This is a genomic window from Marinoscillum pacificum, from assembly GCF_024714495.1.
Taxonomy (GTDB): domain Bacteria; phylum Bacteroidota; class Bacteroidia; order Cytophagales; family Cyclobacteriaceae; genus Marinoscillum; species Marinoscillum pacificum.
In genome coordinates this window covers 778,515-805,489 of sequence record NZ_JAMZMJ010000001.1, presented here as the reverse complement: position 1 = coordinate 805,489, position 26,975 = coordinate 778,515, and the positions used below count along the sequence as shown (strand labels likewise).

The window sequence follows — 26,975 nt, the reverse complement described above, 5'->3', positions numbered from 1 at the left end:
CAAAAGACTTTGCTTGGTCTAAGCCGGTTTTATCATCTTTTTCTTTTCAAAACCATATTCGATGATTTTATCGATAAACTCATATGGCTTCATGTTATTGAGTGCTGACTGATGAAAAATGGCTGTAGCCGGTGTCATCCCTGGTAAACTGTTGATTTCAATTACCACAGTCTCTACTTTTTCAGCAAATATTCTAACGAACGCATCTATTCTACAGTATCCTTCCACGTTGATCGTTCGAGCTGTTTTCTCTAGTGTAGCCTTTACTTCTTTGGCTACACGATCATAATCTTCAGATGTCTCTCCAAAGCGAGCAGGAGTGATGTTTTGACCTTCACCTGCAAGGAATTTCTCTTCCAACGATAACACTTCACCAGATGCTAAAGCTTCTGAAGGCTCAAACACTTCAAACTCAATCTCACCAGACTCAGAAATGTGTGTGAGCATACCGCCTGTTATCTCTAAAAACTTATCAGCTCCATTGGGGCCAATGAGAGACTCTACCAGAAAGTAATTCTTTTGAGGGAATTCTTCATTTGGTTTTAATTTGAGTGTTTCCATGGGTGCAGCCAGAAATTCAGGTTCTGGTCTGAACATCATTTCACAGAAGGCAATTAATTCTTCTCTGGTCTTAATTTTCTTCACGGCAGAAGAGCATCCATCATCTGCTGGTTTAGCGATCAGTGGTAGTTCGAATCTATCTAGAAGATTCGAAATGCAGCCTTCTGGAGACTTTCTATATTCGTCTTCATAGACCAATTGATGGTCTGCAACTAGAATTTCTTCCTTTTGAAGTAGTTCGTTCGTTTCAAACTTGTTGATAGATATTTGAGAACTTTCAACTCCAGAGCCATTGTAAGGAATATTGATTTTTTCGAGTTCTGCCTGGACCGCACCATCTTCACCTGGTCTGCCGTGCAATGCTATGAAGGCAAATTCCACTCGATCTGCTAGTGATTTATAAGTTAGCTCCTCAAGTGTAGTGGCTTCGGACGAACTGAAGGCGTTGATGATCTCCTTAGCTTCTTCGCGTACTTTCTGAGTGTATTCATGAACAAGTCCAGCATGAGATACCTTTTCTTTGATGTCATCTGCATTGTCTTTCAGCATGATGTTAATCGGCAGCTGATAGAGCAAGTGTTGCGACTCATCGCCCGTTAAGAAAACAGGGATTGGATGATATTTGCTGGATGAAGCTAGTTTTTCAAAAATGTTACGACCACTTTCTACGCTGATATGTCTCTCAGATGAGAATCCTCCCATAATTACCGCAACATTGATTTTGTCTGCGGAATGTTGAGACTCTTGAATCAACGAGTTCTTTAAGCTGCTGTAAAGACTATTGAGTTTGAAGAGCTGCTTTCCAGATTGAATCCTAGCTTTGATGCTCTCAGAGATGATATATGTCAAAAACTGAGAAGGATTTAATCCAATTTCTGCCGCCTGGTGGAAGAAGAAAGAAGAAGGGAGCATCCCTGAAGTTGTGTTAGGATCATTGAGGAATATTTCTCCACTTGCAGTATAAAACCCATCCAAACGAGCATAAACCTGGCTATTTAGTGATGAGAATAGCTTCTTGCACTGCTCGGTAATTTTCAAAATGTCTGCTTGAGGCAAATCAATCGGTGTAACCTTACGACTAATGCCTGGAAGGTATTTAGAACGGTAGTCAAACAGGTCTGACGATTTCTTTATTTCAGTTGGAGGCAGAGCGATTGGAGTACCATTTGGTGCTTGAATGACAATACAAGAGAATTCTTTTCCTTTGATAAAGTCTTCTACCAAAACGATATTTTCACCATCTGGTGACTGTAATTCAACTATTTCAGAAGCGTTATCGAGTAGGGTCCAAAGATCTTCTGGATGATGAATAGTTCCTGAATCAGTTAAAACTGGAAATCCAAGTCCTTCTCTAATGTCAGTAAATGAGATTAGAAAGTTTCTTTTTTCCGTATCAGACTTAGCTTGCCATTCTTTTGGGTCGATCTTTTGAATGAAGAATGACCTGTTCAACCCTGCTGATAGTTCCTGTGAGTTTTGAGCAATACTTACACCAATTGAGGAGCCTTGATGAGGAGCTTTGATGACAATAGGATAAGAAAAAGCGCTTTCTAAATCCTTAATGACACTTTCAGGTGAATTTTGCCATTTCTCACGAAGTACCGTTTCATAATTAGGTGTGGCAAATCCTGCGGTACCCAATACCTTCTTTTGAATTTCTTTATCTATCCCTATACTGCTAGGAAGTATTCCTGCCCCAGAAAAGGGAATGCCATACCACTCCAAAATGCCTTGAATGTTTCCATCTTCACCAAAAGGACCATGAAGCGTAAGAAACGCAAAATCAATTAATTCTTTAAGGTCTTCTGGTTGAAGTTTTTTACCAACAGATGCGATGCTTTGATTGATTGCTTCTGAGTTGGTTAGAGACTCGGCGTATACCTGGAAAAAATGAGGACTAGGTGGTAAGGTTTCTGCAGAGGGATAGAAATCTCTAATCGTGCCTTTATATAAGTATTTCCAATCCAGTAAAATGAAATTACCTAGACTATCAACAAATATCGGAACAGGAGTGAAGAGCGTTTTATTTAAGTTATCGTAGACTGTTCTTCCTCCAGCAAATGAGATCTCTCGCTCACGCGATTGGCCTCCGAAAATTATTCCTATCCTCATGCGGTAAAATTAAATGGATCTGGGAAACTCTAATGCTTAATGTAGATTCTTTTGGACTGTTCAATACCAGCGCCTTTCACATGCAACACATAGAATCCACTTTGAGATGGTGCTTGAAATACAAACTTGTCATTTAAGACATTATTATATCGCTCTTTGTAAACTACTTTCCCACTCATATCAGCAAGTTGGATGTACACATCTTGTCTCCGAGGGAAATTGAATGCTACAGAGAAATTGTCAACAGCCGGATTGGGATATACAGCTAGCATGGTTTTCAAAGCATCCAGATCTGGAATATCTGGATCTTTAGTTCTATAGAAATTGATATCATCGAGGAAGAGACGATTTCCATTTCCATTAGCAAAGACAAAGGCCACTCTTAGGTTGTCCCAATTGACATAGTCACTCAAATCGATATATTGAAGTTTCCAGTCTTCTTCCACCTGAGGGGTCCATTCTACACTACTGGTAGTGGTAGCCAACTGGGCAGAGTTAAGACTTAAAAGTTCTATGTCGTAGCTTACTCCACAATCCAAAGAAAGCAATACTTTTAGATTATCATTAAACCCTTGACGTTCAGCATAAGAATATTTGAATTGTAAAGAAGCTTCATAAAGGCCATCTGTTGAAAGGGAAGGTGTCACTAGCCAGCTTTCAACCAAGTCCTCGCTTCCATAATTGTCAGTGTACAATGCCGGATCTCCATTTATGGTAATGTTGTCATATTGGTTCATCCCATCTGGAGAAAAGGTGAGCCATTTTTGATTTAAGAAATCTTCTTTGATTGGTATTAAATCTTTACTTGAGTCAACGAGTGTGTAGAAATCGATGCTATTGTTGGCGCTACGCTCATCATTAATGTCATTTAGTTTGGTAACATTGAACCTGAAATAGTTCTCCCCACTTTGTAAGTAATTATTAAGGTTAATGGTAAGTGTTTCAGAGTCACCTGATTTAAGGTTTAGATCTTCATATATTACCTCATAAACCATGTCATTAGCTGTGAGTTCCAGATTTAATTTATCAACTTCCTGATAGCCATAATTTCTTACCTCTAGTATTGGGTAGGCAGTTTCTTTGCAAGTAATGACAGGTTCATTACTCAAACTTCTTATGCCCATGTCATAGGCCAATAGATTGGCATTGTTTACGGAAAGTTCATCTACGAATAAATTGTTTCCACCGCCATTTACGCCAATTATCGCAACTTGAACCTCAGATTGTCCTGCAAAACGAGTAATGTTTAAGGTTACTTCATCCCAATGGGCGTGGTTGAGTGGATAATAGGCTGAGTTGGATGAACCGTATGTCTCTAATGAGCTGCCATACCGCTCAAAAATGACATTTTGACGAGTAAAATCGGCACCACAATTAGTTGATATCGCCACAATTAATCCATCCAAATAATAGTCGCTTGTTCCTTCCTGCAATCTAGATGCGTAGGCATATTGAAAGGACAGCTGGGCAGAAGCTAGTCCGGATAAATCAAGAGTTTGAGTAAGAAGCATGTCCTTCACTCCAAAATTGGTCGATTGATTGTAGAATGGCGCCATGACTGCTTGATTGTCCGGGCTTTCGAAAGGTGCATTGACGAAAGTCCAATTACTCGTTTCTCCCGTTTCAGTAACTCTAAAGTAGTTTTGGTTGGATTCAAAGTCTTCGAAATACGGCGGTTCAATGCTCGTAAAAGGAGCTATTGTCAGACTTTTTGAGTCGTTTAAATCATTCCCGTCTGTAGATTCATTCACTGAAACTACTTCAAACTGCACCTCATTAGAGATATCTGAATCTAATATTATAGGGCTAAAACTTGCGATAGAAGTAGAGCCAGCACTTAGGCTACTGTTGAATTCTTTTGTCTCTAGAAGCGAGCCATTTAGGGAAAAGGCTATTGAATAGGAGTTGATAGTATTGCTACCATAGTTTCTTATCTCTACTCGTGGAGTAGCATTGGAGTTGCAGTCCGACTGAATAGGTGAGGCAACTGACTTAATGCCCAAATCTAAATCAGCGATTACCGGCTCGTTTAGAGCATGAGAAGTCAAAAGCTTCACTCTTCGCGGACTAAATTCCAGAACTGTTCGCATCCGTTCTTTCTGACATACCGTGAACAAGTTCATGCACACATCATCGGTATAGTCCATGAAGTTTTGGATCATGTCTTGAGTGTCACATGTAACCTTTTCGTCTGGACATCCTGATGTTGAGGAACCTGCAAGAGGTGTGTCATCACAAAAATCATCGAACCCACAGCCTCCATCGCCCCAAATGTGTCTTAACCCGAGCCAATGACCGATTTCATGAGTCGCAGTTCGGCCATAACTATCAAAACTTCCAGCCCCAGGGTTATTACCTACCCATTTGTAGTCCAGAACGACACCATCCGTTAAATCATAGTTTTCGAATTCTGTAGCAATTCCTGAAAGGTTGGAAAAAGGGAATTGAGCAAACCCTAGAAAACCTCCGGTTATATCAGTAATGTAAATATTAAGATATTCATCCCTGGGCCAGTAACTCTGTGCCATCAGAATACCCGCTTCTGACTGACTGTAGCTACTTTTAATTCCTTCCACTCGAACAATCCCTGAGGTAGGTAAACCTTCAGGGTCTTGTTTGGCTAATACAAATTCAATTTCTGCATCAGCAGCAACATCCAGATATTCGGCAGGTGTTAGTGATGCATCTGCATTCAACCTACGAAAGTCATTGTTGAGAATGTCAATCTGTTGTAATATTCGATCTTCGGAAATGTTCGTACCGAACCCTACATTGTTGCCATCATGAATGACATGGAAAACTATTGGTATTTGATACGTTGAAGACTGAAACGCATCTGAGGTTCTTGAAAGTGTTTTTTCGTGCTTAACTTTTATCAACCACTCTTCGAACCCGGTTTCTGATTCAAGTCGATTGATATTTTGAGGTAGGTGCATAGTAGCACATCGCTCTTGCGCGAAGGCATGCAGCTGCCAAAAGGATAGTATAATCAGAATGAGGCTTTTTCTCATTCCTTACATCATGGTTGTTGGAAGTTTAGCATTAGGGTCATCTGGTGATGTTAGGTTTATTGCTTCTACTCCTTGGATTTCAGGGACAACTCTTTTGATAGCTTCTTCTACACCTGCTTTTAAGGTCATAGCAGACATAGGGCAGCTACCGCAACTACCTAATAACTCTAGCTTGACAACATTATTGTCGTCCACCTCAAGAAATTTCACGTTGCCACCGTCAGCTTTCAAGTATGGTCTTATACTTTCTAAGGCTGTTTCTATACGACTATGTAGGTCTTCCATATTAGGTGTTTATTTCAACTTTTCGGGTTTTGGCTTGATTAGCATTTCTGATTGCAACTTGTTGCGCTACGGACTCAGCTAGATTCTTAAACGCTTCTGCGGTTACATCATCTTTCAGTACAGCTGGGTAACCACTGTCACCGCTTTCTCTAATGCTTTGAACAATAGGTACTTGCCCTAGCAAAGGTACATCATGTTTGTCAGCTAGCGATTTACCGCCGTTTTCTCCAAAAATATAATATTTATTGTTTGGAAGCTCTTCAGGAGTGAAATAAGCCATGTTTTCAATGATACCCATAATTGGAACATTGATTTGAGGCTGCTTGAACATTCCTATTCCTTTTTGAGCATCGGCCAAAGCTACTTTTTGAGGAGTAGTGACAATAACAGCACCGGTAACAGGTACACTTTGCACCAGGGTAAGGTGTATATCACTGGTTCCTGGAGGTAAATCGATTAATAAATAGTCAAGTTCTCCCCATACTGCATCGCTTAAGAATTGTTTCAAAGCTGAGCTCGCCATAGGTCCTCGCCATACCACAGCATTGTCTGGTGGAGCTAAGAATCCAATAGACATCAATTTCACACCATATTGCTGGATTGGAAGAATTTTATTCTGACCGTTTACATTGGTTACGTTGGGTTGCTCATGCTCACAATTGAACATCGTAGGAACTGATGGACCAAATATGTCAGCGTCAATCAAACCAACTTCTGCACCTGTCTTTGCTAATGCTACAGCAAGATTCGCTGCTACAGTAGACTTTCCAACACCACCCTTACCAGAAGCTACAGCGATAATGTTTTTAACACCAGGTAACAATGGTGTGCTGATTCTTGTCGTTGTAACATTACTAGACATTTCAATCTCTGTTGTTACTTCACCAAAGTGCTTTGTAATTGCCTTTTCACAATCTTTACGAATGATTTCCTTTAATGGGCAAGCAGGAGTAGTCAGCATCACTGTGAATTTGATGACGTCACCTGTTGTCTGAATATTCTGTATCATGTTCAGTGAAACAAGGTCCTTTTTAAGGTCTGGATCTTGTACTTCACTTAAAGCAACTAATATATTTTCTCTGGTAATCTCCATTATTTATCAATTCTTGCTGCAATGTTAATCAAGCTGAAGTCCATGTCAAAGGTTTTGTCAGCTACACTGTGATATAATGCACATTGACCCAAAATGGTTTACGTGTGCATACATAATTTAACGTTTTGGATTTTTCTATCTTTGAAACACGTTTTAGCAGCATGTTGACCTACATATATTATATACTCCTTTATTCTACTCCTGTATTGATCTCTCCCCAAACTTCTGAGATTGAGTTGAAAATCACCGAAATGGAGTTTATGGAGGATAAAAGTAGGATGTTAACACTGCAGGATGTTTCAGATCCTGATTTTCAGGCAAGATTTAATAAGGATTTGAATTTTGTGCCGCAGGACTACAATACCAATTCGGCTTATTGGGTGAAGCTCAAGCTCATTGTTCAGGAATCCAATCCGGGCTATTTATTAGAATTTTTTGATCAGACTATTGATTCCCTATCTGTTCATATACGTCATCAAAGTGATAGTGTATTTACCAGTTATCAGGTAGGGGATATGCTGCCTTTTAAGGAGAAGCCAATTGCTCATAAGAACTTTCAAATCAGACTATCACAGACCGGGAATTACCTGGTTTATTTCAGGGTAGTTAGTCATGAATATGCTGATATTCGAGTAGCAATTCGTAGTTATAGCTGGTTTGTGGAGTATGCCTTAGCTGAATATTACCTCTATGGTATTCTCTATGGAATGATCTTGATTATCTCACTGTACAATTTGCTGATATACTCAGCAATGCGTGAGATCAAATACCTGTATTATACCTTTTATATATTGAGTGTTGGGCTTTTTGGGTTGGCGGTAGATGGTATAGGCTATCAATATATCTGGACTTACAGCCCGAAGTGGAATCAGATTGCGCATGGTGTTGCTCTATTCTTGATCATTTTCTGGGCAATTCTCTTCTCTAAGAAATTCTTAAATCTTTCTGTTAGATCACCTAAGATTAATAAGGTGTTGAATTGGGTTCTAGGTTTGAGAGTTGCTTTGTTTTTGTATGCCTTGTTTTTTGCTAATCATCTCTTTCAATTTAGGAATATTGAATTGATTCCTTTGACGATCATCTTCGTGGGAAGTATTTCAGTTTATAAAAGAGGCTATCAGCCAGCTCGATTCTTTATTGTAGCTTTTGGTTTTCTGTTCCTGGGTTTCATATTGAAGGCTTTGCTGATGTGGTCGGTGATTCCTTTCTATATTTTGAGTTATTACAGTTTGCACATCTGCTTTGTTTTTGAGATGCTATTTCTGTCGTTCGCATTGAGTGATCGAGTAAGGATTTTGAAAGCAAATAGAGATAGAGCTCTTAAGCGAATCATTTCTCAACATGAAGAGAATGCCAAGCTGAAAGACCGAATGAATGCGCAATTGGAATCATTAGTTGAGCAGCGAACTGTCGAGCTCAAAGAAAAAAATGAGTTGCTGTCCGTTCAAAAGAAGGAGATATCTGAAATCAATTCGTTGCTCGATTTGGACAATTATCGACTTAGAAATAACATTAAAACAATACAGCGCGAGCGACTACAGAATAAGGAGTTGAGTTATCCTGAGTTTAAGGATGTTTTTCCTGATAAGGATTCGTGTTTAAAAGCACTAAGTAAGCGCAAGTGGTCTGCAGGATATGAGTGTAATCGGTGTGAAAATTATCACTACAGTGAGGGAAGTGTTCCATATAGTAGAAGGTGTAGTAAATGTGGGTATCAAGAGTCTCCAACCACCAATACATTGTTTCATGGGTTACGTTTTCCACTGGAAAAAGCATTTTATATCCTTTACGAAACTCTCAACAAAAACAGTCATACGTTAACAGAATTATCAGAAATTCTTGATTTAAGAATGAATACCATATCTGACTTTAGAAAGCGTGTTCATTCAAGAACTGATAATGAAAAGGAGAATCTTAACGAAATTTTCAAAAACCTTGAGGATATCCCTCATTTGGGGTAAAATACAATTGTATTTTTAAAAGAATTTTTTTGATATTAAATTATTGAGATTAAAGCGATACTAACAACTTCAAAAAGGCTTAATTAAAATTTAAGTAAAAATAAATTTTGAGATTAAAGCGTTAAATGGAGAGTTTATTTAAAAACATAAATTGCTTTAATAATTGCATTATTCTAAGATATAAAATTTGTAATTTTTTTGAATTGATTTGATAATCTTCTAAAGTTGCATCGTGCAATCGTTATCAATTATCAATTAATTCAAAATATGAGAATACTCTTCTTATCTGTTTTTATGCTGACAGCAATTTTGGGTTTTTCCCAAAGTGTTGGTGTCTCTGGTACACTGACTGATGCTGAAACAGGCGAAGCTCTTATTGGAGCTACAGTAGTAGAAAAGGGTACCACAAATGGAACAATAACTGATATTGACGGAAACTATCAGTTAAGTGTATCTAACCCTGATGCTGCGTTGATTTTCTCCTTCGTAGGTTATGCCTCGCAGGAACAAGCTGTAAATAATCGAACTACAATTAATGTCGCTTTGTCCATTGACATAGAAGCACTGGAAGAAGTTGTAGTGGTAGGTTATGGTACTCAGCGTCAAAAAGATCTTACTTCGGCAATTACCACCGTAAAGGCCGATGAGATCACCAAAACACCAACAAGTACGGCTATGCAATCACTTCAGGGTAAAGTACCAGGAGTACAGATTGTGAGTTCAGGTGCCCCGGGCTCTGGACCTACAGTACGTGTAAGAGGTGTTGGGACTTTGGAAGGTGATTCTAAGCCCTTGTATGTTCTGGATGGAATGTTTGTTGACAATATTGACTTTTTAAATCCTGCGGATATTGAGTCAATTTCTGTTTTAAAAGATGCTTCCGCAGCAGCCATTTATGGTGTGAAGGCGGCAAATGGAGTTGTTCTTATTGAAACCAAAAAAGGGAGTTATAATCAGGAAGCAACAGTAACATATGATGGTTATTGGGGTTTGCAAGTTGCTCAGAATGTATTGGAGATGGCTAATACTCAGCAGTTTGTTGATTATGCTTTAGCTACTGGAGCCAACGCCGATGCCTCTTTTGTAAATAATGCTTTTCAACGATATGGTCGTAGTAGATCAAACACAAACTATCCAGCTGTAGACACAGACTGGTATGATGAAGTACTAAAATCATATGCCCCAATTCAAAGTCATACATTGACGGCAAGTGGTGGTTCAGATAACTCTCGATACTCTGTGAGTGCGGGTTATTTTAATCAAGAGGGCTTGGTTGAGGAAGTTAAGAACTCTTATGAGCGATACAATTTCCGAACTAAAATTGACTTGAACGTCAAAGAATGGTTAAACCTTGAAGGGAATGTTAACATTACACAATCTGAACAGCATGTTGCTCCAGGTGGTGTATGGTTCAATACGTATTTTGCTGTTCCTCTGATTCCAGTTTATGATGAAACGAATACGAACGCAACTCCATACAAACTGGCCAATGCTCAGAATCTTGGTTACAGAGGTCGTCAGAACCCATATTTCAATATGTTATATAATGACGATCAAAACAAAGCGGCAAGAATATTAGGTAACTTCTTTGCAGATATCGAGTTGATTCCAAATACATTATCATTCAAGACTAGCTACAACTACACATACAATGCTTTGAATATTCGAAACATTAATTTCGAATACAATGATGGTGTTTCATTTAACCAATCAAGTCTTTACAAATCAAATGAGACTTCATTTGATCAGATTTGGGATAACATACTAACCTATAATCAGACATTTGGAAGTCATAGTATATCTGCTATGGCTGGTTACTCTTATCGTTCGGAATCTTTCAACAAAATATTCTTGCAAGGGGATAGCTTATATGTGAACCCAAGCTTCGACAATGAAGAGCTTTGGTACTATACTAACCCAGGAGAGGAGATTACTAGAACTGCTTCAGGGGATCAAGGATCAACATTTTATGGTACTTCATATTTCGGACGACTTTCCTATAACTATCAGGACAAATACCTGGTGTATGGAACGTTGAGAAGAGATGGTACTAACAAGTTTCAGAAGAAGTGGGGAACATTCCCGACTGTTGGTGCTGGATGGGTTGTATCAGAAGAGTCATTCTTTGACCTCAATTTCGTTGATTTCTTAAAGTTGAGAGGTAGCTGGGGTAAACTTGGTAATGCAGGAGTTGCTGCAGCAGTGGGACAACCTACTTACCAGGCAAATACTTTAGCAGTTGATGACAACTTGGAAACAGGTGTTGTGGCTATTAAGCAATATAGTTACCTGGATAGATGGGAAACCACTGTTGAAACAAATGTTGGGGTTACTACCACTTTGTTCAAAGGACGTTTGTCTCTTGATGCTGATTATTATATCCGAGACACTGAAGATGCGGTTTTGACAGTGATTCTTCCATTGGTTAGAGCCTCAGTAAAGAGAAACGCCGCGAGTTTTAGAAATAAAGGATTTGAGTTTGCTGCGAACTGGAATAACAGTATAAGAAATGTGATCAACTACAATGTGGGGATCAATTTCGCGACACTTAATAATGAAGTTACTTCTTTAGCTGGTCAGCAATACCTTGATGGTGGTTCTGCGGAGTTCAGACAACGTTCTATCATTGGATCTCCTTTGGAGGCATTCTACGGGTATGAAGTTGAAGGTGTTTTCCAAACTACCGAAGAAATAGCTACTAGTGGTTTATTAGATGAGTTTGTTACTGATTCTAATATTCAACCTGGAGATTTCAAATACAAAGATCAGAATGGGGATGGAGTTATTGACGATTTGGACAGAGTTGTATTGGGTTCTTACCTGCCTAAATTCACTTATGGTTTTAATCTTGGAATGAACTACAAGAAATTTGAATTCAGCGCAAACTTCCAAGGTCAGGCAGGACACAAAATCTTAAATAGAAAAAGAGGAGAAATCATCTTTACCACTGATGCTAACCTGGATGCCGAATTAGTGGATAACCTTTGGGACGGTGCTGGTTCTTCCAATAAATATCCATCTGCCGCTGGATTAAGAAAAGGTTATAACCAGGCGATGAGTGACTACTTTGTGGAAGATGGATCGTATTTCAGAATTCAAAACATAAGAGTGTCTTACAACTTTGGTGGAGGAACTTTATTCGGCAAAAACATGCCTGATGCTAAGTTCACCATCACTGCTGAGCGTCCAGTTACTGTTTTCAACTACAATGGCTTTAATCCAGAAGTTGCAAGTGGAATTGATCGTCAGACCTATCCTATACCTGCTGTTTATACAGCTGGCTTAAATCTTAAGTTTTAATCAGGAAAATGACCAAAGACATGAAATCTTATAAATTTTTCACGACCGTATTTTTGATGGCAGCTGTCATTTTCTTAGCTCCATCATGTGATTCAGCTTTAGATAATCCTCAAGAGGATACTGTTGTAGAATCTGGCATTGATTACACAAATATTAGTTTGCGTAAGGAACTGATAGAAGGAGCATATTATACCCTGTACAATTTACAATGGGAAACATATCCATTGCTCTCAGTAAGAGGTGATGATGTGAATGCGAAGGGAGATCAAGAACCACTTTTGGAAACCGAGGCATTTCGATATAGTCGCTCTTTCTGGATGTACAACTCTACATGGTTGAATTTGTATTCTGATATTATCAATTGGCATGCAGCCATTGAAGAGATTGAAAAGTTCAACGCAAATTCCAATGATCCTGGTGTTGGACAGCAGTACATCGCGGAAATAAACGTGATGCAAGGATATGAATTGTTGCTTCTTGCGAGACTTTGGGGTGGTATTTTGATTCCTACTAGTTCACAAGCCGAAGATTTGTACAATTCTGAAGTGACTTCATTTGAGGAAACGATGGCATACATTTCAAACTTAATGGATGAGGCGATGCCTTCACTGTTGGATGTTGCACCAAATCAGCATCCTGTTGTAAAGGGTGGAATAACCAGATCAACTGCGTTGGCTATAAAAGCAATGGCCAATTTAGAAATGAAAAATTGGCAAGGAGTTGCTGATGCCACCTCGCAGATTATTCAATCTGGTCAGTTTAGCCTATTTGCAGATTACTATGAACTTTTTAAAACACCAGGTAAGCTTGCCAATGAAAACATTCTAGAGCTACAATACTCTGACTTTGGACAGGGTTCCGGTGATGCTGTTCGTTATTTACATGCATTTTTCGGTCCGAATAACTGGACTCCGGAAGTATCCGGGGCAAGTGGTGGATGGGGCTTCTGGGAGCCATCGATGAAATATATCAAGTTCATGATCGATCGTGGTGAGACCGTTCGTTTAGAAACCAGTGTCAATTTCACTAATGAAGGTATCGATAGTCTTCAGGCACAACCAGGATACAGCACTCTGCCTACTTTCATCAGTAATACTACTAGAGATAATGACGTATGGGGAACTACAGATGGCAGTGCCAACCCTAGAGCGATATTCTCAAGTGGTAAGCATTATTTACCATCAAATCAGCTGATTCCAGGAAGAACTGATTACGGTTCGAACAAAAACTTCATTTGTATTCGATACGCTGAAGTATTGTTAATGCATGCTGAGGCTTTGATCAATGGTGCAAGCAGTTCTGTAATGTCTGCAGATGCTGCTGTGAATGCGGTGAGATCAAGAGCTGGTCTGGGCAATTTGTCAGGTGTAACATTGGATAATGTACTTGATGAAAAGTTTGCAGAATTTGGTATGGAATGGGGAATCAGGTTTTATGATTTGGTTCGTCATGGTAAGACTAGTGAACTAACTGGATACTCTGATGAGGATCGATTCATTCCTTATCCATTGCAGCAAATAGACCTTTTGCCTCAGCTAGAAGGCAATTAATCAATCGAATATATTACTTCAATAAATACTATCAATTAATCTAAATCATATGAAAATTCTGAGAAGTTTATCACTGCTCGCATCCCTTGCAGTGTTAGTTGCCGTAATCTCATGCGGTGAAGAAGATGATCCAATTCAGGAAGAAGAAGATCTTGAAGCCCCAGTAGTCTCTATTTCAAAGCCGGCTGATGCGTCTGTGATGACTACATTGGAAGAGACTGCTGATGTAACTGTAGAATATACAGTAACTGATGATGTGGAGCTAGCTTCTGTTACAGTTGAGTTCGAAAGTGAGCAAATTGAGGAAGTAACATCATTCACAGATTTCAAAAGTTATTCAGGCTCTGTAGTGAAGGAAGCAGTTGTGGATGGCGAGTACACTATTACAGTTACTGCTATCGACTTGTCAGGAAAAACGACTTCAGCTACTTCAACATTCACTAAAGCAACTGCTAATCCATATACAGCTTTGGATGGTGAAGTTCTTTACATGTCATTTGAAGAAAACTATGCCAACCTGGTAACAGAAGAGGAAGCTACTGTTGTAGGTTCTCCGGAATATTCTGAAGAAGGTTATGATGGAACGATGGCTTACAAAGGTGCTGCTGATTCTTACCTTACATTCCCTACAGAAGATATCGCTTCTTCAACTATGACTGTTTCTTTCTGGATCAATGTAAACGCTGAGCCAAACAGAGCAGGTATTGTAACAATGGGGCCAGAAGATACAGAAAACCCCGATGCGCAAAATTTAAGAACAAGCGGGTTTAGAATTTTACGTGAAGCAAGAGGAGACCTTCAAATCTTTAAAGGAAACTTTGGTACAGGGGAGGATGAGCATTGGTTAGATGGTGGTGATTTAGCTACGGTAGACCCTACTGCTGCTGAGTGGGCACACGTGGCTATGGTTATCGATGAGACTACTGCTTCATTCTACTTGAACGGTGGTTTAGTAGCTAGTACAGATGAGCATGCTGGTCTAAGTATAACTGGTTGTGACTTATTGTCTATCATGTCTGGTGCACCAAGATTTACTGGTTGGGAACACTTTGCTGATCTGAGCCTGTTGGACGAGTTAAAAGTGTTCAACAAAGCCTTGACAGAATCTGAACTTGAAACTTTAACAGGTCTGGAATTTGGGTTGCCAACGATTGAAGATCCTGAAGATCCAGGATTAACACCTATAGATGGTGAAGATGCTGTAGAAGTTCTTCATATGTCGTTCGATACTGATTTCAGTGTGACTTCTGATATTGAATTATCGGCAACTGCAGTTGGTACTCCAACAGTTGTTGATGGTGGTGTATCAGGAAAAGCATACTCTGGCGATGTAGATTCTTATTTGACTATTCCTACTGACGGTTTGTTAACAGAGCAATTCTCAGTGTCTATGTGGGTGAAATTAGATCCTACAGCAACAAGAGCTGGTTTGATTTCTATCAGTGCTGTTAATACCGAGAATGCTGAGGATAATAACCTGACGAAAGGGTTGAGATTCTTCCGTGAAGGTGACGACTTAAAACAAACTTTCAAAGGGCACATTGGAACAGGCGATGATGGTGCATGGGTAGATGGCACAACATATGCAACTTTCGCTGCTGATAGAGAAGATTGGCTACACGTTGCGATCACTGTAGGTGGTGGTAAGAGCCAGGTTTACCTTAATGGAATTCTTGCAGCTGTAAGTTCTGAAGAAATTGCAGTTGACTGGACCGATTGTGACATCATGTCTATCGGATCTGGTGCGCCAAACTTCAAAGCTTGGGGTCATTTAGGTGAAACAAGCTTACTTGATGAAGTGAAAATCTTCAATGGTGTGCTTACTCCAGCTCAAATCGCTGATTTGAAAGCAGGAAACTAATTACAATTTTATAATTTCTAAACTTCACCACCCCGGATTTTTCTGGGGTGGTTAATTACCAAAACCTTGTCAATTACCAGCAGAAATATTGTCCTTGTATTCAGTTTGCTTTGCGTAGCTCTTTTCAATGGCTGTGAAGATAAAACGGAGCCTGTTCCGGAACTCTCGCTGACCTCATTGCAAGTGGCAAATGCAAGTTTATTGGATGCAGTAATTACCAATGTAGGGCTTAGTGGTCCAATTATCGCTGGTTTTACTGAGTCCATTGATACTACAGATTTGACCAACACAATTCAGGTTGTGGATGAAGAAGGTATTGCTGTTGATTTACGATACAACGTTTTTAATACCAATAAGAACATTTCTATCTATCCTCAAACTTCATTTGATACCTATACAACTTACACGGTAGTATTCAATGAAGTGACAAGTGAAAGTGGCTCTGTTTATACTCGCTCAGGATTTCAATTTCAGACTTTGAAGGGTAAACTCACTTTGATTTCCTTAGAGTCTGGAGGTATTGCATTACCCTCGAACCGAAAAACTTCTAATATTCCTCTTGATTTACAAATCAAGGCTACTTTTTCAGATGATATTGATCCGTCATCACTTCAGGATGGTGCCATCAAGGTTACCAAAGGATCTAAGACATTCTATACCAAACAGGAGGTATCAGGAAATACCGTTACAATTACCACAGATGATCCATTGGACTACTGGACCGAATATGATATTGAACTTACTGCTGGTGTAGTTAGTACTGGTTCAACTGATTTCGAAGGATATGAAGCAACCTTCATTACAGCACTGGATTCTACTTTGAAATACCCTGAAATATCTGATGATAACCTGCTTTCATTGGTTCAGGAGCAAACGTTTAAATATTTCTGGGACTATGCCCACCCAACAAGTGGATTGGCAAGAGAGCGATTAAACTCTGGAGAGACTGTGACTATTGGTGGTTCTGGTTTTGGAGTAATGGCAATAATAGTAGCCATCGAACGGGGTTTTATCACTCGTCAGGAAGGTGTACAAAGACTGCTCAAAATTGTTAATTTCTTACTTTCTACTGCAGACAGACACCATGGTGTTTGGCCGCATTGGTTAAATGGAAGTACTGGTGCTACTCGTCCTTTTAGTACCAAAGATGATGGTGGTGATTTGGTTGAAAGTGCTTTCATGTTAGAAGGTCTCATCACGGTTCGTCAGTATCTAGATGCACAGGATCCTACGGAAAGTGAAATCATCAATAAGATTAACATTTTATGGGATGATGTGGAGTGGGACTGGTACACTCAAGGAGGACAGGATGTGCTGTATTGGCATTGGTCTCCAAACTATTCCTGGGATATGAATCATAAAATCACGGGATGGAATGAGGCGATGATCGTTTATGTTTTGGCGGCTTCTTCAACTTCTCATTCAGTTTCAAGTGATGTGTATACCAACGGGTGGAGTCGAAATGGAGCTATGAAAAATAGTGGCAATTCCTATTATGGCTATCAATTGGATTTGCGTAATGATAGAGGAGGACCGTTATTCTTCGCTCACTACTCTTTCCTTGGTTTAGATCCTAGAAATCTCTCTGATCAATATGCTAATTACTGGGATCAGAATGTGAATCATTCACTTATCAACTGGGCGTATTGTCAAGCTAATCCAAAGAATTATTTAGGATACAGCGAATATAGCTGGGGATTAACGGCGAGTGATAATCAGGATGGATACAATGCTCATTCTCCAGATAATGATCTTGGTGTAATTACACCTACTGCAGCTATTTCATCTATACCATATACGCCGGAGCAATCAATGGAAGCTATCAGGCAGTTTTATTACATCTATGGTGACCGATTATGGGGTAATTATGGATTTAAAGATGCAATCAATTTTAGTGAAGAATGGGTGGCATCTTCTTATTTGGCCATAGATCAAGGGCCAATAATTTTAATGATTGAAAATTACAGAACAGGCTTGCTTTGGGACTTATTTATGTCAGCTCCAGAAGTACAGGCCGGATTAGACAAGCTAGCTATAACCTATGAGTAAGTATTTAATTATCGGATTGATTTCTATCCTCGTTTTTCGATGTAACAGTCCTAAAACGGAAAGTTCCAATACCACTACTGCCGACAAGGTGATCAGTGATGATTCATTACTAAACCTCGTTCAGTATCAAACATTTCAATATTTCTGGGAAGGTGCTGAGCCTGTTTCTGGGTTGGCTCCTGAGCGAATTCACATGGATGGCGATTATCCGGACAATGATAAGAATGTGGTGACATCCGGGGGTTCTGGTTTTGGAGTAATGGCGATCCTTGTGGGGATTGATCGTGGTTTCATTACCAGAGAAGAGGGAGTAGAACGTTTTGAAAAGATTCTAAATTTCCTGGAAACAGCTGATCGTTTTCATGGAGCATATCCTCACTGGTGGTATGGTGATACTGGAAAGGTAAAGCCATTCGGTGCCAATGATAATGGAGGCGATTTGGTAGAAACAGCCTTTTTAATGCAAGGGTTGATCACAGTTCGTGAATACTTCAAAGATGGCGATGAGCGTGAACAAGCTGTTGCTTCTAGAATAGATGCGATCTGGAAAGGTGTTGAGTGGGATTGGTATACCAAAGGAGGAGAGGAAGTTCTTTATTGGCATTGGTCTCCAGACAAAGAATGGGTTATGAATTTCGCTGTTACAGGCTATAATGAATGCATGATCATGTACGTTTTGGCTGCAGCTTCTCCAACACATACTATTGATCCAGCTGTTTATCACAAAGGTTGGGCTAAGTCAGGAGAAATTGTCAATGACTCATTACATAGCCAGTATGGATATCATCTGGATTTAAAACACAATGGTTCACAGCAATATGGTGGACCGATGTTTTGGGCTCACTATTCCTATTTAGGATTAGATCCGAGCAACCTTAAAGATCAATATGCTGATTATTGGCAGCACAACGTCAATCACACCTTAATTAATAGACAATGGTGTGTAGAGAATCCGAATGGGTATGAAGGTTATGGTGAGAATTGCTGGGGTTTAACTGCCAGTTATTCGAAAAGGTTTTATGCTGCACACCGTCCAAAAGACGAGGATTTTGGGGTGATTACACCAACTGCGGCTCTTTCGTCTTTTCCTTATACGCCAGAGAATAGCATGGACTTCTTAAGGTTCATGTATCAGCCAGACAATGACTCCTTGATTGGTAAATATGGACCATACGATGCCTTTAGTTATGAGCATGATTGGTACAAGCCCTGGTATTTGGCCATTGATCAGGGACCAATTCCTGTAATGATAGAAAACTACCGATCTGGTCTGCTATGGGATCTGTTTATGGGTGCTACTGAAGTGCAGGAAGGATTGGATAAACTGGGATTTACCTATGAATAAATCCTGGATACATATCTTATGTATAGTGACTTTACTTTTTGCTAGTGCATGTGGATTTAAGCAAAAAGCTAAGTTGATTAATCGAACTACTGAGTCGCAGGATTCTTTATTGACCAGGGTTCAGTATCAGACATTCCAATACTTCTGGGATGGTGCAGAACCTAATTCTGGATTGGCGCGCGAGAGGGTTCATATGGATGATATTTATCCGAGCAATGATCGTAATGTGGTAACATCGGGAGGCTCTGGATTTGGCGTAATGGCGATTCTTGTTGGAATAGAACGTGGATTTATTACACGAAAAGAAGGAGTGGAGCGATTTGAAACTATACTTGACTTTTTGGATAGTGCAGATCGTTTTCACGGAGTGTATCCACATTGGTGGTTTGGTGATACAGGTAAAGTAAAACCATTCAGTAAAAAGGATGATGGAGGTGATCTGGTGGAGACAGCATTTTTAATGCAAGGCCTATTGGCAGCCAGACAATATTTCAAAGACGGAGATGCTCAGGAAAAGTCTGTTGCTCAGCGAATAGATACGATTTGGAAGGAAGTAGAATGGGACTGGCATACCAAAGGAGGAGAAGATGTTCTTTATTGGCATTGGTCTCCAAATTTTGGATGGGAAATGAATTTCCCCGTGGGCGGTTACAACGAATGTTTGATTATGTATGTGCTTGCAGCTTCTTCTCCTACACATGGAGTAGAGCCATCGGTTTATCACAAAGGATGGGCTAGAGATGGTCAGATTAAGTCAAATGATACTTATTACGGGTACAATCTTGTTTTGGATCATTATGAGCATGATGAAAGTAAGGTAGGGCCACTTTTTTGGGCGCATTATTCCTACCTGGGATTAAACCCAAATAATCTTAAAGACCAATACGGTAACTATTGGACACTCAACCAAAGCCATGCAAAAACACACTATGCATATTGCGTTGAAAACCCACAAGGTTTTGAAGGCTATGGAGAAGACTGCTGGGGACTTACTTCCAGTTATAGCATGAAAGGATATGCTGGTCATCGACCAGATCGTGATTTAGGGGTGATTTCTCCAACTGCTGCACTCTCTTCTTTTCCGTACACGCCTGCAGAGAGCATGCAAATGTTGGAGTGGCTATATGACCCAACCAGGGATTCACTGGTTGGGAAATATGGCCCTTATGATGCCTTCAGTTTACAAAATGATTGGTATTTGCCGAGATACCTGGCGATAGATCAAGGACCAATTCCAGTGATGATAGAAAATTATAGAAGTGGACTTCTTTGGGACTTGTTTATGTCCGCTCCAGAGGTTCAAAATGGATTGAAAAAACTAGGATTTACCCATGAATAAGCTATTTACAGCTGTAGTATTATTAATATCCTTCTCATCACAAGCGCAACTTACTAAAGATGCTTACGAGAAGCAGGTATACAATCATAACGGTCAATCATTAAATTATCGAATTCTTTATCCAGAAGGATTCAATAAAAACATGTCGTATCCTGTAGTGCTCTTTTTGCATGGAGCTGGTGAACGCGGAAGTGATAATGAGAAACAGTTGATCCATGGTAGTTCTCTATTTCTGGATGAAGGTTTTAGAAAAGATCATCCATCTATAGTTATTTTTCCACAATGTCCACAAGAGAGTTACTGGGCCAATGTAGATGTGGATCGGACATCTTTTCCGTTGAAATTCAATTTTAAAGAAGGTGATGACCCAACTTATCCTTTGGATTTGGTGATGTCATTGATGGATTCTATCAAAGCTTCTTCTATTTCCAAAGATGATCAGATCTATGTTGGTGGATTGTCCATGGGAGGCATGGGAACCTTTGAAATAGTATCCAGAAGACCAGATTTGTTTGCTGCTGCAATCGCCATTTGTGGTGGTGCACATCCAGCAAGGGCAAAAACTATTGCCGGTAATGTGCCCATGTGGATTTTCCATGGTGCTCAGGACAATGTGGTTTTGCCATCTTATTCTACAGATATGGTAATTGCGATTCGAAAACTTAGTGGTACGGCTAAATATACCTTGTACAAAGATGCTAATCACGGCAGCTGGAACAATGCATTTGCTGAGCCAGAATTGATTTCCTGGCTTTATTCCAATAAGAAGAAATGAAGGCAGTATTAATCATATTGCTTCTTTCTGGTTCCTGGCTCGGTTTCAGTCAAACTCAAACAACTTATTGCAATCCTATTGACATTGACTACACATACATGTCGCATTACAGAGCGGAGAGAGATGTTTCTTATCGTTCTGGTGCCGATCCGGCAGTTATCAATTTCAACGGCAAGTATTTCATGTTCGTCACCAGATCTCATGGGTATTGGATGTCAGAGGATATGGGCACATGGAAGTTCATCAAGCCACAATCATGGTATTTCAATGGATGCAATGCGCCAGCAGCTGCAGTAAGAAATGGTAAAGTGATCGTTTTGGGCGATCCGTCTGGAAGAGGAGCGGTTATAGAAACATATAATCCGGAATTAGGGAATTGGCAAACGAATTATGCTGTGCTCAATTTGCCTGTAGGTGTACAGGATCCAGACCTGTTTGTAGACGATGACAATCAGGTTTATCTATATGAAGAGTCTTCTAATAAATGGCCAATTCATGGAATTGCATTAGATACGGCTAATTTTTACATTCCTGTAGGTGAGCAGAAAGACTTATTCAATTTGCATCCTGAGCAACATGGTTGGGAACGTTTTGGACAAAATCACACTTCGGATATGGATCCTTATATTGAAGGTCCCTGGATGACCAAGCATGGTGATACCTATTATTTAGAATATAGTGCTCCTGGTACCCAATGGAATGTTTATGCGGATGGTGTGTACACGTCTAAGAGTCCATTAGGACCGTTTGAATATGCTGATTACAATCCAGTTTCCTATAAACCCGGAGGATTTTTGACAGGTGCTGGTCATGGAAGTACGGTAAAGGATAATCAGGGACATTATTGGCATTTTGCTAGTATGCCGATTTCTGTAAACTTCAAATTTGAGCGCAGAATTGGAATGTTCCCAACAGGTTTTGAAGAAGATGGTCAAATGTATGTGAATACTGCTTATGGCGATTATCCCCATTATTTGCCGGAAGTAGGGGTGCTAGATCATAAGAATCGATTCACTGGATGGATGCTTTTGTCCAAAGGAAAGTCAATCAAAACTAACGCTGTAGTAAAAGATGTGGTGCAAAAGGTGGCTGACGAAAATGCATCTGGCTATCAGCTGGAACAAGAAGCTCCAAATTACGAAGCTGCTAGAGCCAATGATGAGAATCTTCGGACATTTTGGGTAGCACCAAGTAATTCAGATTCGCTGTATCTGGAGATGGATCTTGGTGCTGTCATGGATATCAGAGCCGTTCAAATCAATTTCCAGGATTTCAATGCCAATATTTTCGGTAAACCTGATACGCTGAGACAGCAGTTTTACATTTTAACCTCTCTCAATGGAAAAGATTGGGAGGTAGCTATCGACTACTCTAAGAATCAACGCGATCAACCACATGCATATATCGAATTGGGTAAACCTATAGCAGCTCGATATATCAAATATCAAAACGTCTATTTCCCGAATAAGTACCTGGCAATAGGAGAATTAAGAATATTCGGTAAAGGAAGAGGCAAGGCACCTGCAATGCCAAAGTCCTTTGAAGCCAAACGACAAGCAGATCAAAGAAACTGCAACTTAACCTGGAAGACAGACAAGGACGCCACAGGTTATGTGCTTTATTGGGGGATTGCTGAAGATCGTTTGAACAATTCGGTCATGATTTATGATCAGAATAGCTATGAACTAAGAGCCTTGAATACTGGTGTGGATTATTACTACCAGGTGGAGGCATTTAACGAAAATGGAATTTCTAAGAAATCACTAATTATTAAGAACTAACAGGACAATGAGGAAGATAGATAGTATTTACGTAATAATACTGGCTGTTTTGGTGGGATGTAGTTCACCTAAAGAAAGCAGTAATCGGAGTGGTTCATCATATGATTCAAGAATCGATTCTTTGATGGCATTGATGACGTTGGAGGAGAAGGTTGGCCAATTAAATTTACCTGCAGCAGGTGATATCAATACCGGTCTTGCCAAGAGTACAGGTATTGTTTCAAGAATCAAAGAAGGTAAAGTAGGGGGATTATTCAATATTCGAACAGCTGAAAAAATACGTCAGGCACAAAAAGTTGCAGTAGAAGAAACTCGATTAGGAATACCGTTAATCTTCGGGATGGATGTCATTCATGGATATAAGACTTTATTCCCAATACCACTTGGTATGTCTTGTGTTTGGGACATGGACTTAGTAGAGAAATCCGCTCGATTGGCAGCTTCTGAAGCTACGGCAGATGGTATCGCCTGGACATTTTCTCCTATGGTGGATGTGTCAAGAGACCCGAGATGGGGAAGAATCTCTGAAGGTTCTGGTGAAGACACGTATTTAGGTTCACAAATAGCTGCGGCGATGGTTAGAGGTTATCAGGGAGATGATCTTACGGCTAACAATACCATGATGGCCTGTGTGAAGCATTATGCATTGTATGGTGCTGCAGAGGCCGGAAGAGATTACAATACTGTGGACATGAGTCATATCCGAATGTACAATGAGTATTTTCCTCCTTATAAGGCTGCTGTAGATGCTGGTGTTGGGAGTGTGATGGCTTCCTTCAATGAAGTAGATGGTGTGCCTGCTACAGGAAGTAAATGGTTAATGACCGAAGTATTGAGAAACCAATGGGGTTTTGATGGGTTTGTGGTAACAGATTATACAGGCATCAATGAAATGATTGACCATGGTATCGGTGATACATTGGCTGTAGCTGCTCGCGCATTGGATGCTGGAATTGACATGGACATGGTGAGTGATGCGTTGCTTAATCAAACTAAAAAAGCCATTGAAAAAGGGTTAGTGACTGAAGCTCAGGTGGATGCAGCATGTAGACGAATTTTGGAAGCTAAATTCAAGCTTGGCTTGTTCGATGATCCATATAAATACTGTGATTTGGAGCGAGCAAAAACAGAAATTTTCACTGAGTCTAATCGTCAGGTAGCCAGAGATATAGCTGCTGAATCCATCGTGTTGTTGAAAAATGAAAAAGGTGTATTACCACTTAAAAAGTCTGGTAAAATCGCTTTGATTGGCCCAATGGCTAACAACATCGAAAACATGGCCGGAACATGGTCTGTAGCTGGTGATTTTGAAAAATCAATATCCATTATTGAAGGATTGAAAAATGCTGTAGGCGAGAACGCTTCTATTCAATATGCCAGAGGTTGTAATGTGGTTCCAGATGCGGATTTGGAATCTCGAATCAGCATTTTCGGTAAGCCTACGAATAGAGATGAGCGTTCAGAAGAAGCCTTGCTAGCTGAAGCGCTGAAAGTAGCCAAATCATCTGATGTAGTGGTGGCAATAATCGGTGAAGCTTCTGAGTCTACTGGTGAGAGCTCTAGTATGTCCAATATTGAGATTCCTGAAAATCAACGCAAAATGATGGAGGATTTGATGAAGACAGGAAAGCCTGTAGTAGCAGTTATTCTTTCTGGCCGTCCTTTGGCGATCAGATGGGAAGCTGAAAACCTACCAACACTTGTGAATGTATTCTTTGCGGGTAGTGAGGCTGGAGATGCAATAGCCGATGTGTTGTTCGGTGATGTGAACCCATCTGGAAAGTTGAGCGCTACATTCCCACAAAATGTTGGTCAGGTACCGATTTACTACAATCATAAAAACACTGGAAGACCATTGCCTGAAGGTAAGTGGTTCCAAAAGTTTAGGTCTAATTATCTAGACATTCCAAATGAGCCAGTTTATCCATTTGGTTATGGTTTGAGTTACTCGTCATTTGATTACAGCAACTTGACCATCTCTAGTCCGAAATTGACTGGTGACCAAACGTTGAAGGTTTCCGTGGATGTAACGAACTCTGGTGATGTGGCTGGTAAGGAAGTGGTGCAGCTTTATATCAGAGATGTCGTAGGTTCTGTTACCAGACCGGTAAAAGAGCTAAAAGGCTTTGAAAAAGTGTTGATAAATGGGGGTGAGACGAAAACGGTATCGTTTGAGATCACGCCTGAGGATTTGAAGTTCTATAATTCTGACCTTGAATTTGTCTGGGAACCAGGTGAATTTGAAATCATGGTTGGGACTAATTCAAGAGATGTACTTTCTACATCTATGCACTGGAATAAGTAATAAAAATATGCTTCCATACTTCTGCATACCATCAACAGTTTAGCGATTCATCACTGGAGTGATCAAGATTCTGGAAGTAGATTTTGTTCTGCAAAACTCCAGTGACGAATCCTTTTTAAATTATCTGCTATGAAAAACCTGTTTTACCTATCTATTGCTCTATTATGTTGGTCTTTTTATCCTCACTCAAATCAAGAAGAGACCGCTAAAATTGATAAGGGTAATCAAAAGAATGTCATATTCATCCTAAGTGATGATCACCGATATGACTTTATGGGGTTTACAGGTAAGGTTCCATTTTTGGAAACTCCCAATATGGACCGAATGGCTAGAGAGGGAGTGCATGTTGAGAATGCCTTTGTGAGTACGTCTTTATGTTCACCTAGTAGAGCGAGTATACTCACTGGACAATACGCACACAATCACAAAGTAGTTGATAATCAGTCTTTAATACCAGAAGGAACGGTATTCTTCCCTGAGTACTTACAAGATGAAGCGGGCTATCAAACTGGATTCATTGGTAAATGGCATATGGGTGAGCATCATAGCGGCAAACGTCCAGGGTTCGATTTTTGGGCAAGTTTCAGAGGTCAGGGACAGTATTATAATCCAGTCATCAATTTCAACGGTAAGGATTCTGTGTTTACCGATTCTGCCTATGTTACCGATGTGTTGACAGACTATGCCCTTGACTTCTTGGATACTAGAGATAAGACCAAACCCTTCTTTTTATACCTGTCTCACAAGGGAGTCCATGCAGATTTTCAACCAGCAAAAAGGCATTTAGGTAAGTACGAGAATGAAGAGGTTGCTTATCCACCAACCATGTTTCCTCCTGGCCATAAGCGAAGTACGGTAACAGAGGAGGAATACAATTATGAGGATTTACCAAATTGGGCGAAAGCTCAAAGAGATAGCTGGCATGGTGTGGATTACATGTATCATGGTCAAATCAACTTTGATGATTTCTACAAACGTTATTGTGAAACGCTACTTTCCGTGGATGAGAGTATCGGGACAGTGGTAGCATATCTGGAAAAAGAAGGTTTATTAGAAAACACCATTGTGATCTACATGGGTGATAATGGCTTTTCGTTTGGAGAGCACGGTTTAATTGACAAGCGTCAAGCCTATGAAGAGTCTATGCGAGTGCCGATGTTGGCCATGGGAGCAGATCTTCCTGCAGGAACCAAACTTACGGAAGTTGTGCAGAATGTTGATGTTGGTCCAACAGTGATGGATTTCGCTGGATTAGCAACCAAAGGAAATATGAATGGCACCTCGTTCAAGCCATTACTGTATGATCAGGAAGTAGCATGGAGAGATACGGTTTATTACGAGTATTTCTGGGAGAGACCATTCCCACAAACCCCAACTGTTCATGCCGTGAGGACTTCAAAGTATAAATTCATCCGATACCACGGTATCTGGGATATCAATGAACTGTATGATATCGAAAACGATCCAAATGAAATGCGAAACTTGATTCGCGATACGACTTATGCTGAAGTAGCCAAAGGGTTGAGAGAAGCATTGTTCACCTGGTTGGATGAAACTGGAGGAGAGAGCATGCCATTAAAGCCTGATCATGGCAAACGTTTCGATCATATTTATCGAGACACCTACTAGTTTCGGGTTAAAGTATAT

Annotated in this window: 15 protein-coding genes; 11 read left to right on the top strand and 4 right to left on the bottom strand. The window is 40.0% G+C overall.

Annotated features, from left to right (window positions below; translation table 11 throughout):
- Positions 1-18: 18 nt before the first annotated feature.
- From NXS00_RS03450 to NXS00_RS03435, 4 genes are read right to left on the bottom strand one after another with little or no spacing between them, the layout of a single operon-like run.
- Entirely contained in the window at positions 19-2,673 is a 2,655-nt protein-coding gene (locus NXS00_RS03450) for a D-alanine--D-alanine ligase family protein (protein WP_258097719.1), read from the bottom strand.
- Between the two features lie 29 nt (positions 2,674-2,702).
- Positions 2,703-5,684, bottom strand: coding sequence for a T9SS-dependent choice-of-anchor J family protein (locus NXS00_RS03445; RefSeq protein WP_258097718.1), 2,982 nt, complete (start codon positions 5,682-5,684; stop codon positions 2,703-2,705).
- 3 nt (positions 5,685-5,687) lie between these two features.
- A complete protein-coding gene (locus tag NXS00_RS03440) occupies positions 5,688-5,969 on the bottom strand; it encodes a NifU family protein (protein ID WP_258097717.1) in 282 nt (93 codons plus the stop codon).
- Between the two features lies 1 nt (position 5,970).
- Complete coding sequence (locus NXS00_RS03435) at positions 5,971-7,062, bottom strand: Mrp/NBP35 family ATP-binding protein (RefSeq protein ID WP_258097716.1); 1,092 nt, start codon at positions 7,060-7,062, stop codon at positions 5,971-5,973.
- Between the two features lie 161 nt (positions 7,063-7,223).
- On the opposite strand from NXS00_RS03435, the gene NXS00_RS03430 reads away from it, so the two are divergent.
- From NXS00_RS03430 to NXS00_RS03380, 11 genes are all read left to right on the top strand, one after another.
- Positions 7,224-9,023 (top strand): 7TM diverse intracellular signaling domain-containing protein, encoded by a 1,800-nt coding sequence (locus tag NXS00_RS03430; protein WP_258097715.1) that lies wholly within the window; start codon positions 7,224-7,226, stop codon positions 9,021-9,023.
- Between the two features lie 267 nt (positions 9,024-9,290).
- Positions 9,291-12,323 (top strand): SusC/RagA family TonB-linked outer membrane protein, encoded by a 3,033-nt coding sequence (locus NXS00_RS03425; protein ID WP_258097714.1) that lies wholly within the window; start codon positions 9,291-9,293, stop codon positions 12,321-12,323.
- Positions 12,324-12,343: 20 nt separating this feature from the next.
- Positions 12,344-13,873 carry a RagB/SusD family nutrient uptake outer membrane protein gene (locus NXS00_RS03420; protein WP_258097713.1) on the top strand — a complete coding sequence of 510 codons (1,530 nt, stop codon included), beginning with the start codon at positions 12,344-12,346 and terminating at the stop codon, positions 13,871-13,873.
- Positions 13,874-13,922: 49 nt separating this feature from the next.
- A complete protein-coding gene (locus NXS00_RS03415; RefSeq protein ID WP_258097712.1) occupies positions 13,923-15,734 on the top strand; it encodes a LamG-like jellyroll fold domain-containing protein in 1,812 nt (603 codons plus the stop codon).
- 66 nt (positions 15,735-15,800) lie between these two features.
- Positions 15,801-17,783: a glucoamylase family protein gene (locus NXS00_RS03410; RefSeq protein WP_258097711.1), complete on the top strand. Its 1,983-nt coding sequence runs from the start codon at positions 15,801-15,803 to the stop codon at positions 17,781-17,783.
- Positions 17,776-19,128 (top strand): glucoamylase family protein, encoded by a 1,353-nt coding sequence (locus NXS00_RS03405; protein ID WP_258097710.1) that lies wholly within the window; start codon positions 17,776-17,778, stop codon positions 19,126-19,128. Before NXS00_RS03410 ends, NXS00_RS03405 begins: the two co-directional genes overlap by 8 nt.
- Complete coding sequence (locus NXS00_RS03400; RefSeq protein ID WP_258097709.1) at positions 19,121-20,467, top strand: glucoamylase family protein; 1,347 nt, start codon at positions 19,121-19,123, stop codon at positions 20,465-20,467. The genes NXS00_RS03405 and NXS00_RS03400 overlap by 8 nt, the downstream gene beginning before the upstream one ends.
- Positions 20,460-21,242, top strand: a complete 783-nt coding sequence (locus NXS00_RS03395; RefSeq protein ID WP_258097708.1) for a carboxylesterase family protein — start codon at positions 20,460-20,462, stop codon at positions 21,240-21,242. The genes NXS00_RS03400 and NXS00_RS03395 overlap by 8 nt, the downstream gene beginning before the upstream one ends.
- Entirely contained in the window at positions 21,239-23,023 is a 1,785-nt protein-coding gene (locus NXS00_RS03390; RefSeq protein WP_258097707.1) for a family 43 glycosylhydrolase, read from the top strand. The genes NXS00_RS03395 and NXS00_RS03390 overlap by 4 nt, the downstream gene beginning before the upstream one ends.
- Positions 23,024-23,030: 7 nt before the next feature.
- Entirely contained in the window at positions 23,031-25,328 is a 2,298-nt protein-coding gene (gene bglX, locus NXS00_RS03385) for a beta-glucosidase BglX (RefSeq protein ID WP_258097706.1), read from the top strand.
- Between the two features lie 129 nt (positions 25,329-25,457).
- Positions 25,458-26,957 carry a sulfatase family protein gene (locus NXS00_RS03380; RefSeq protein ID WP_258097705.1) on the top strand — a complete coding sequence of 500 codons (1,500 nt, stop codon included), beginning with the start codon at positions 25,458-25,460 and terminating at the stop codon, positions 26,955-26,957.
- Positions 26,958-26,975: the final 18 nt, after the last annotated feature.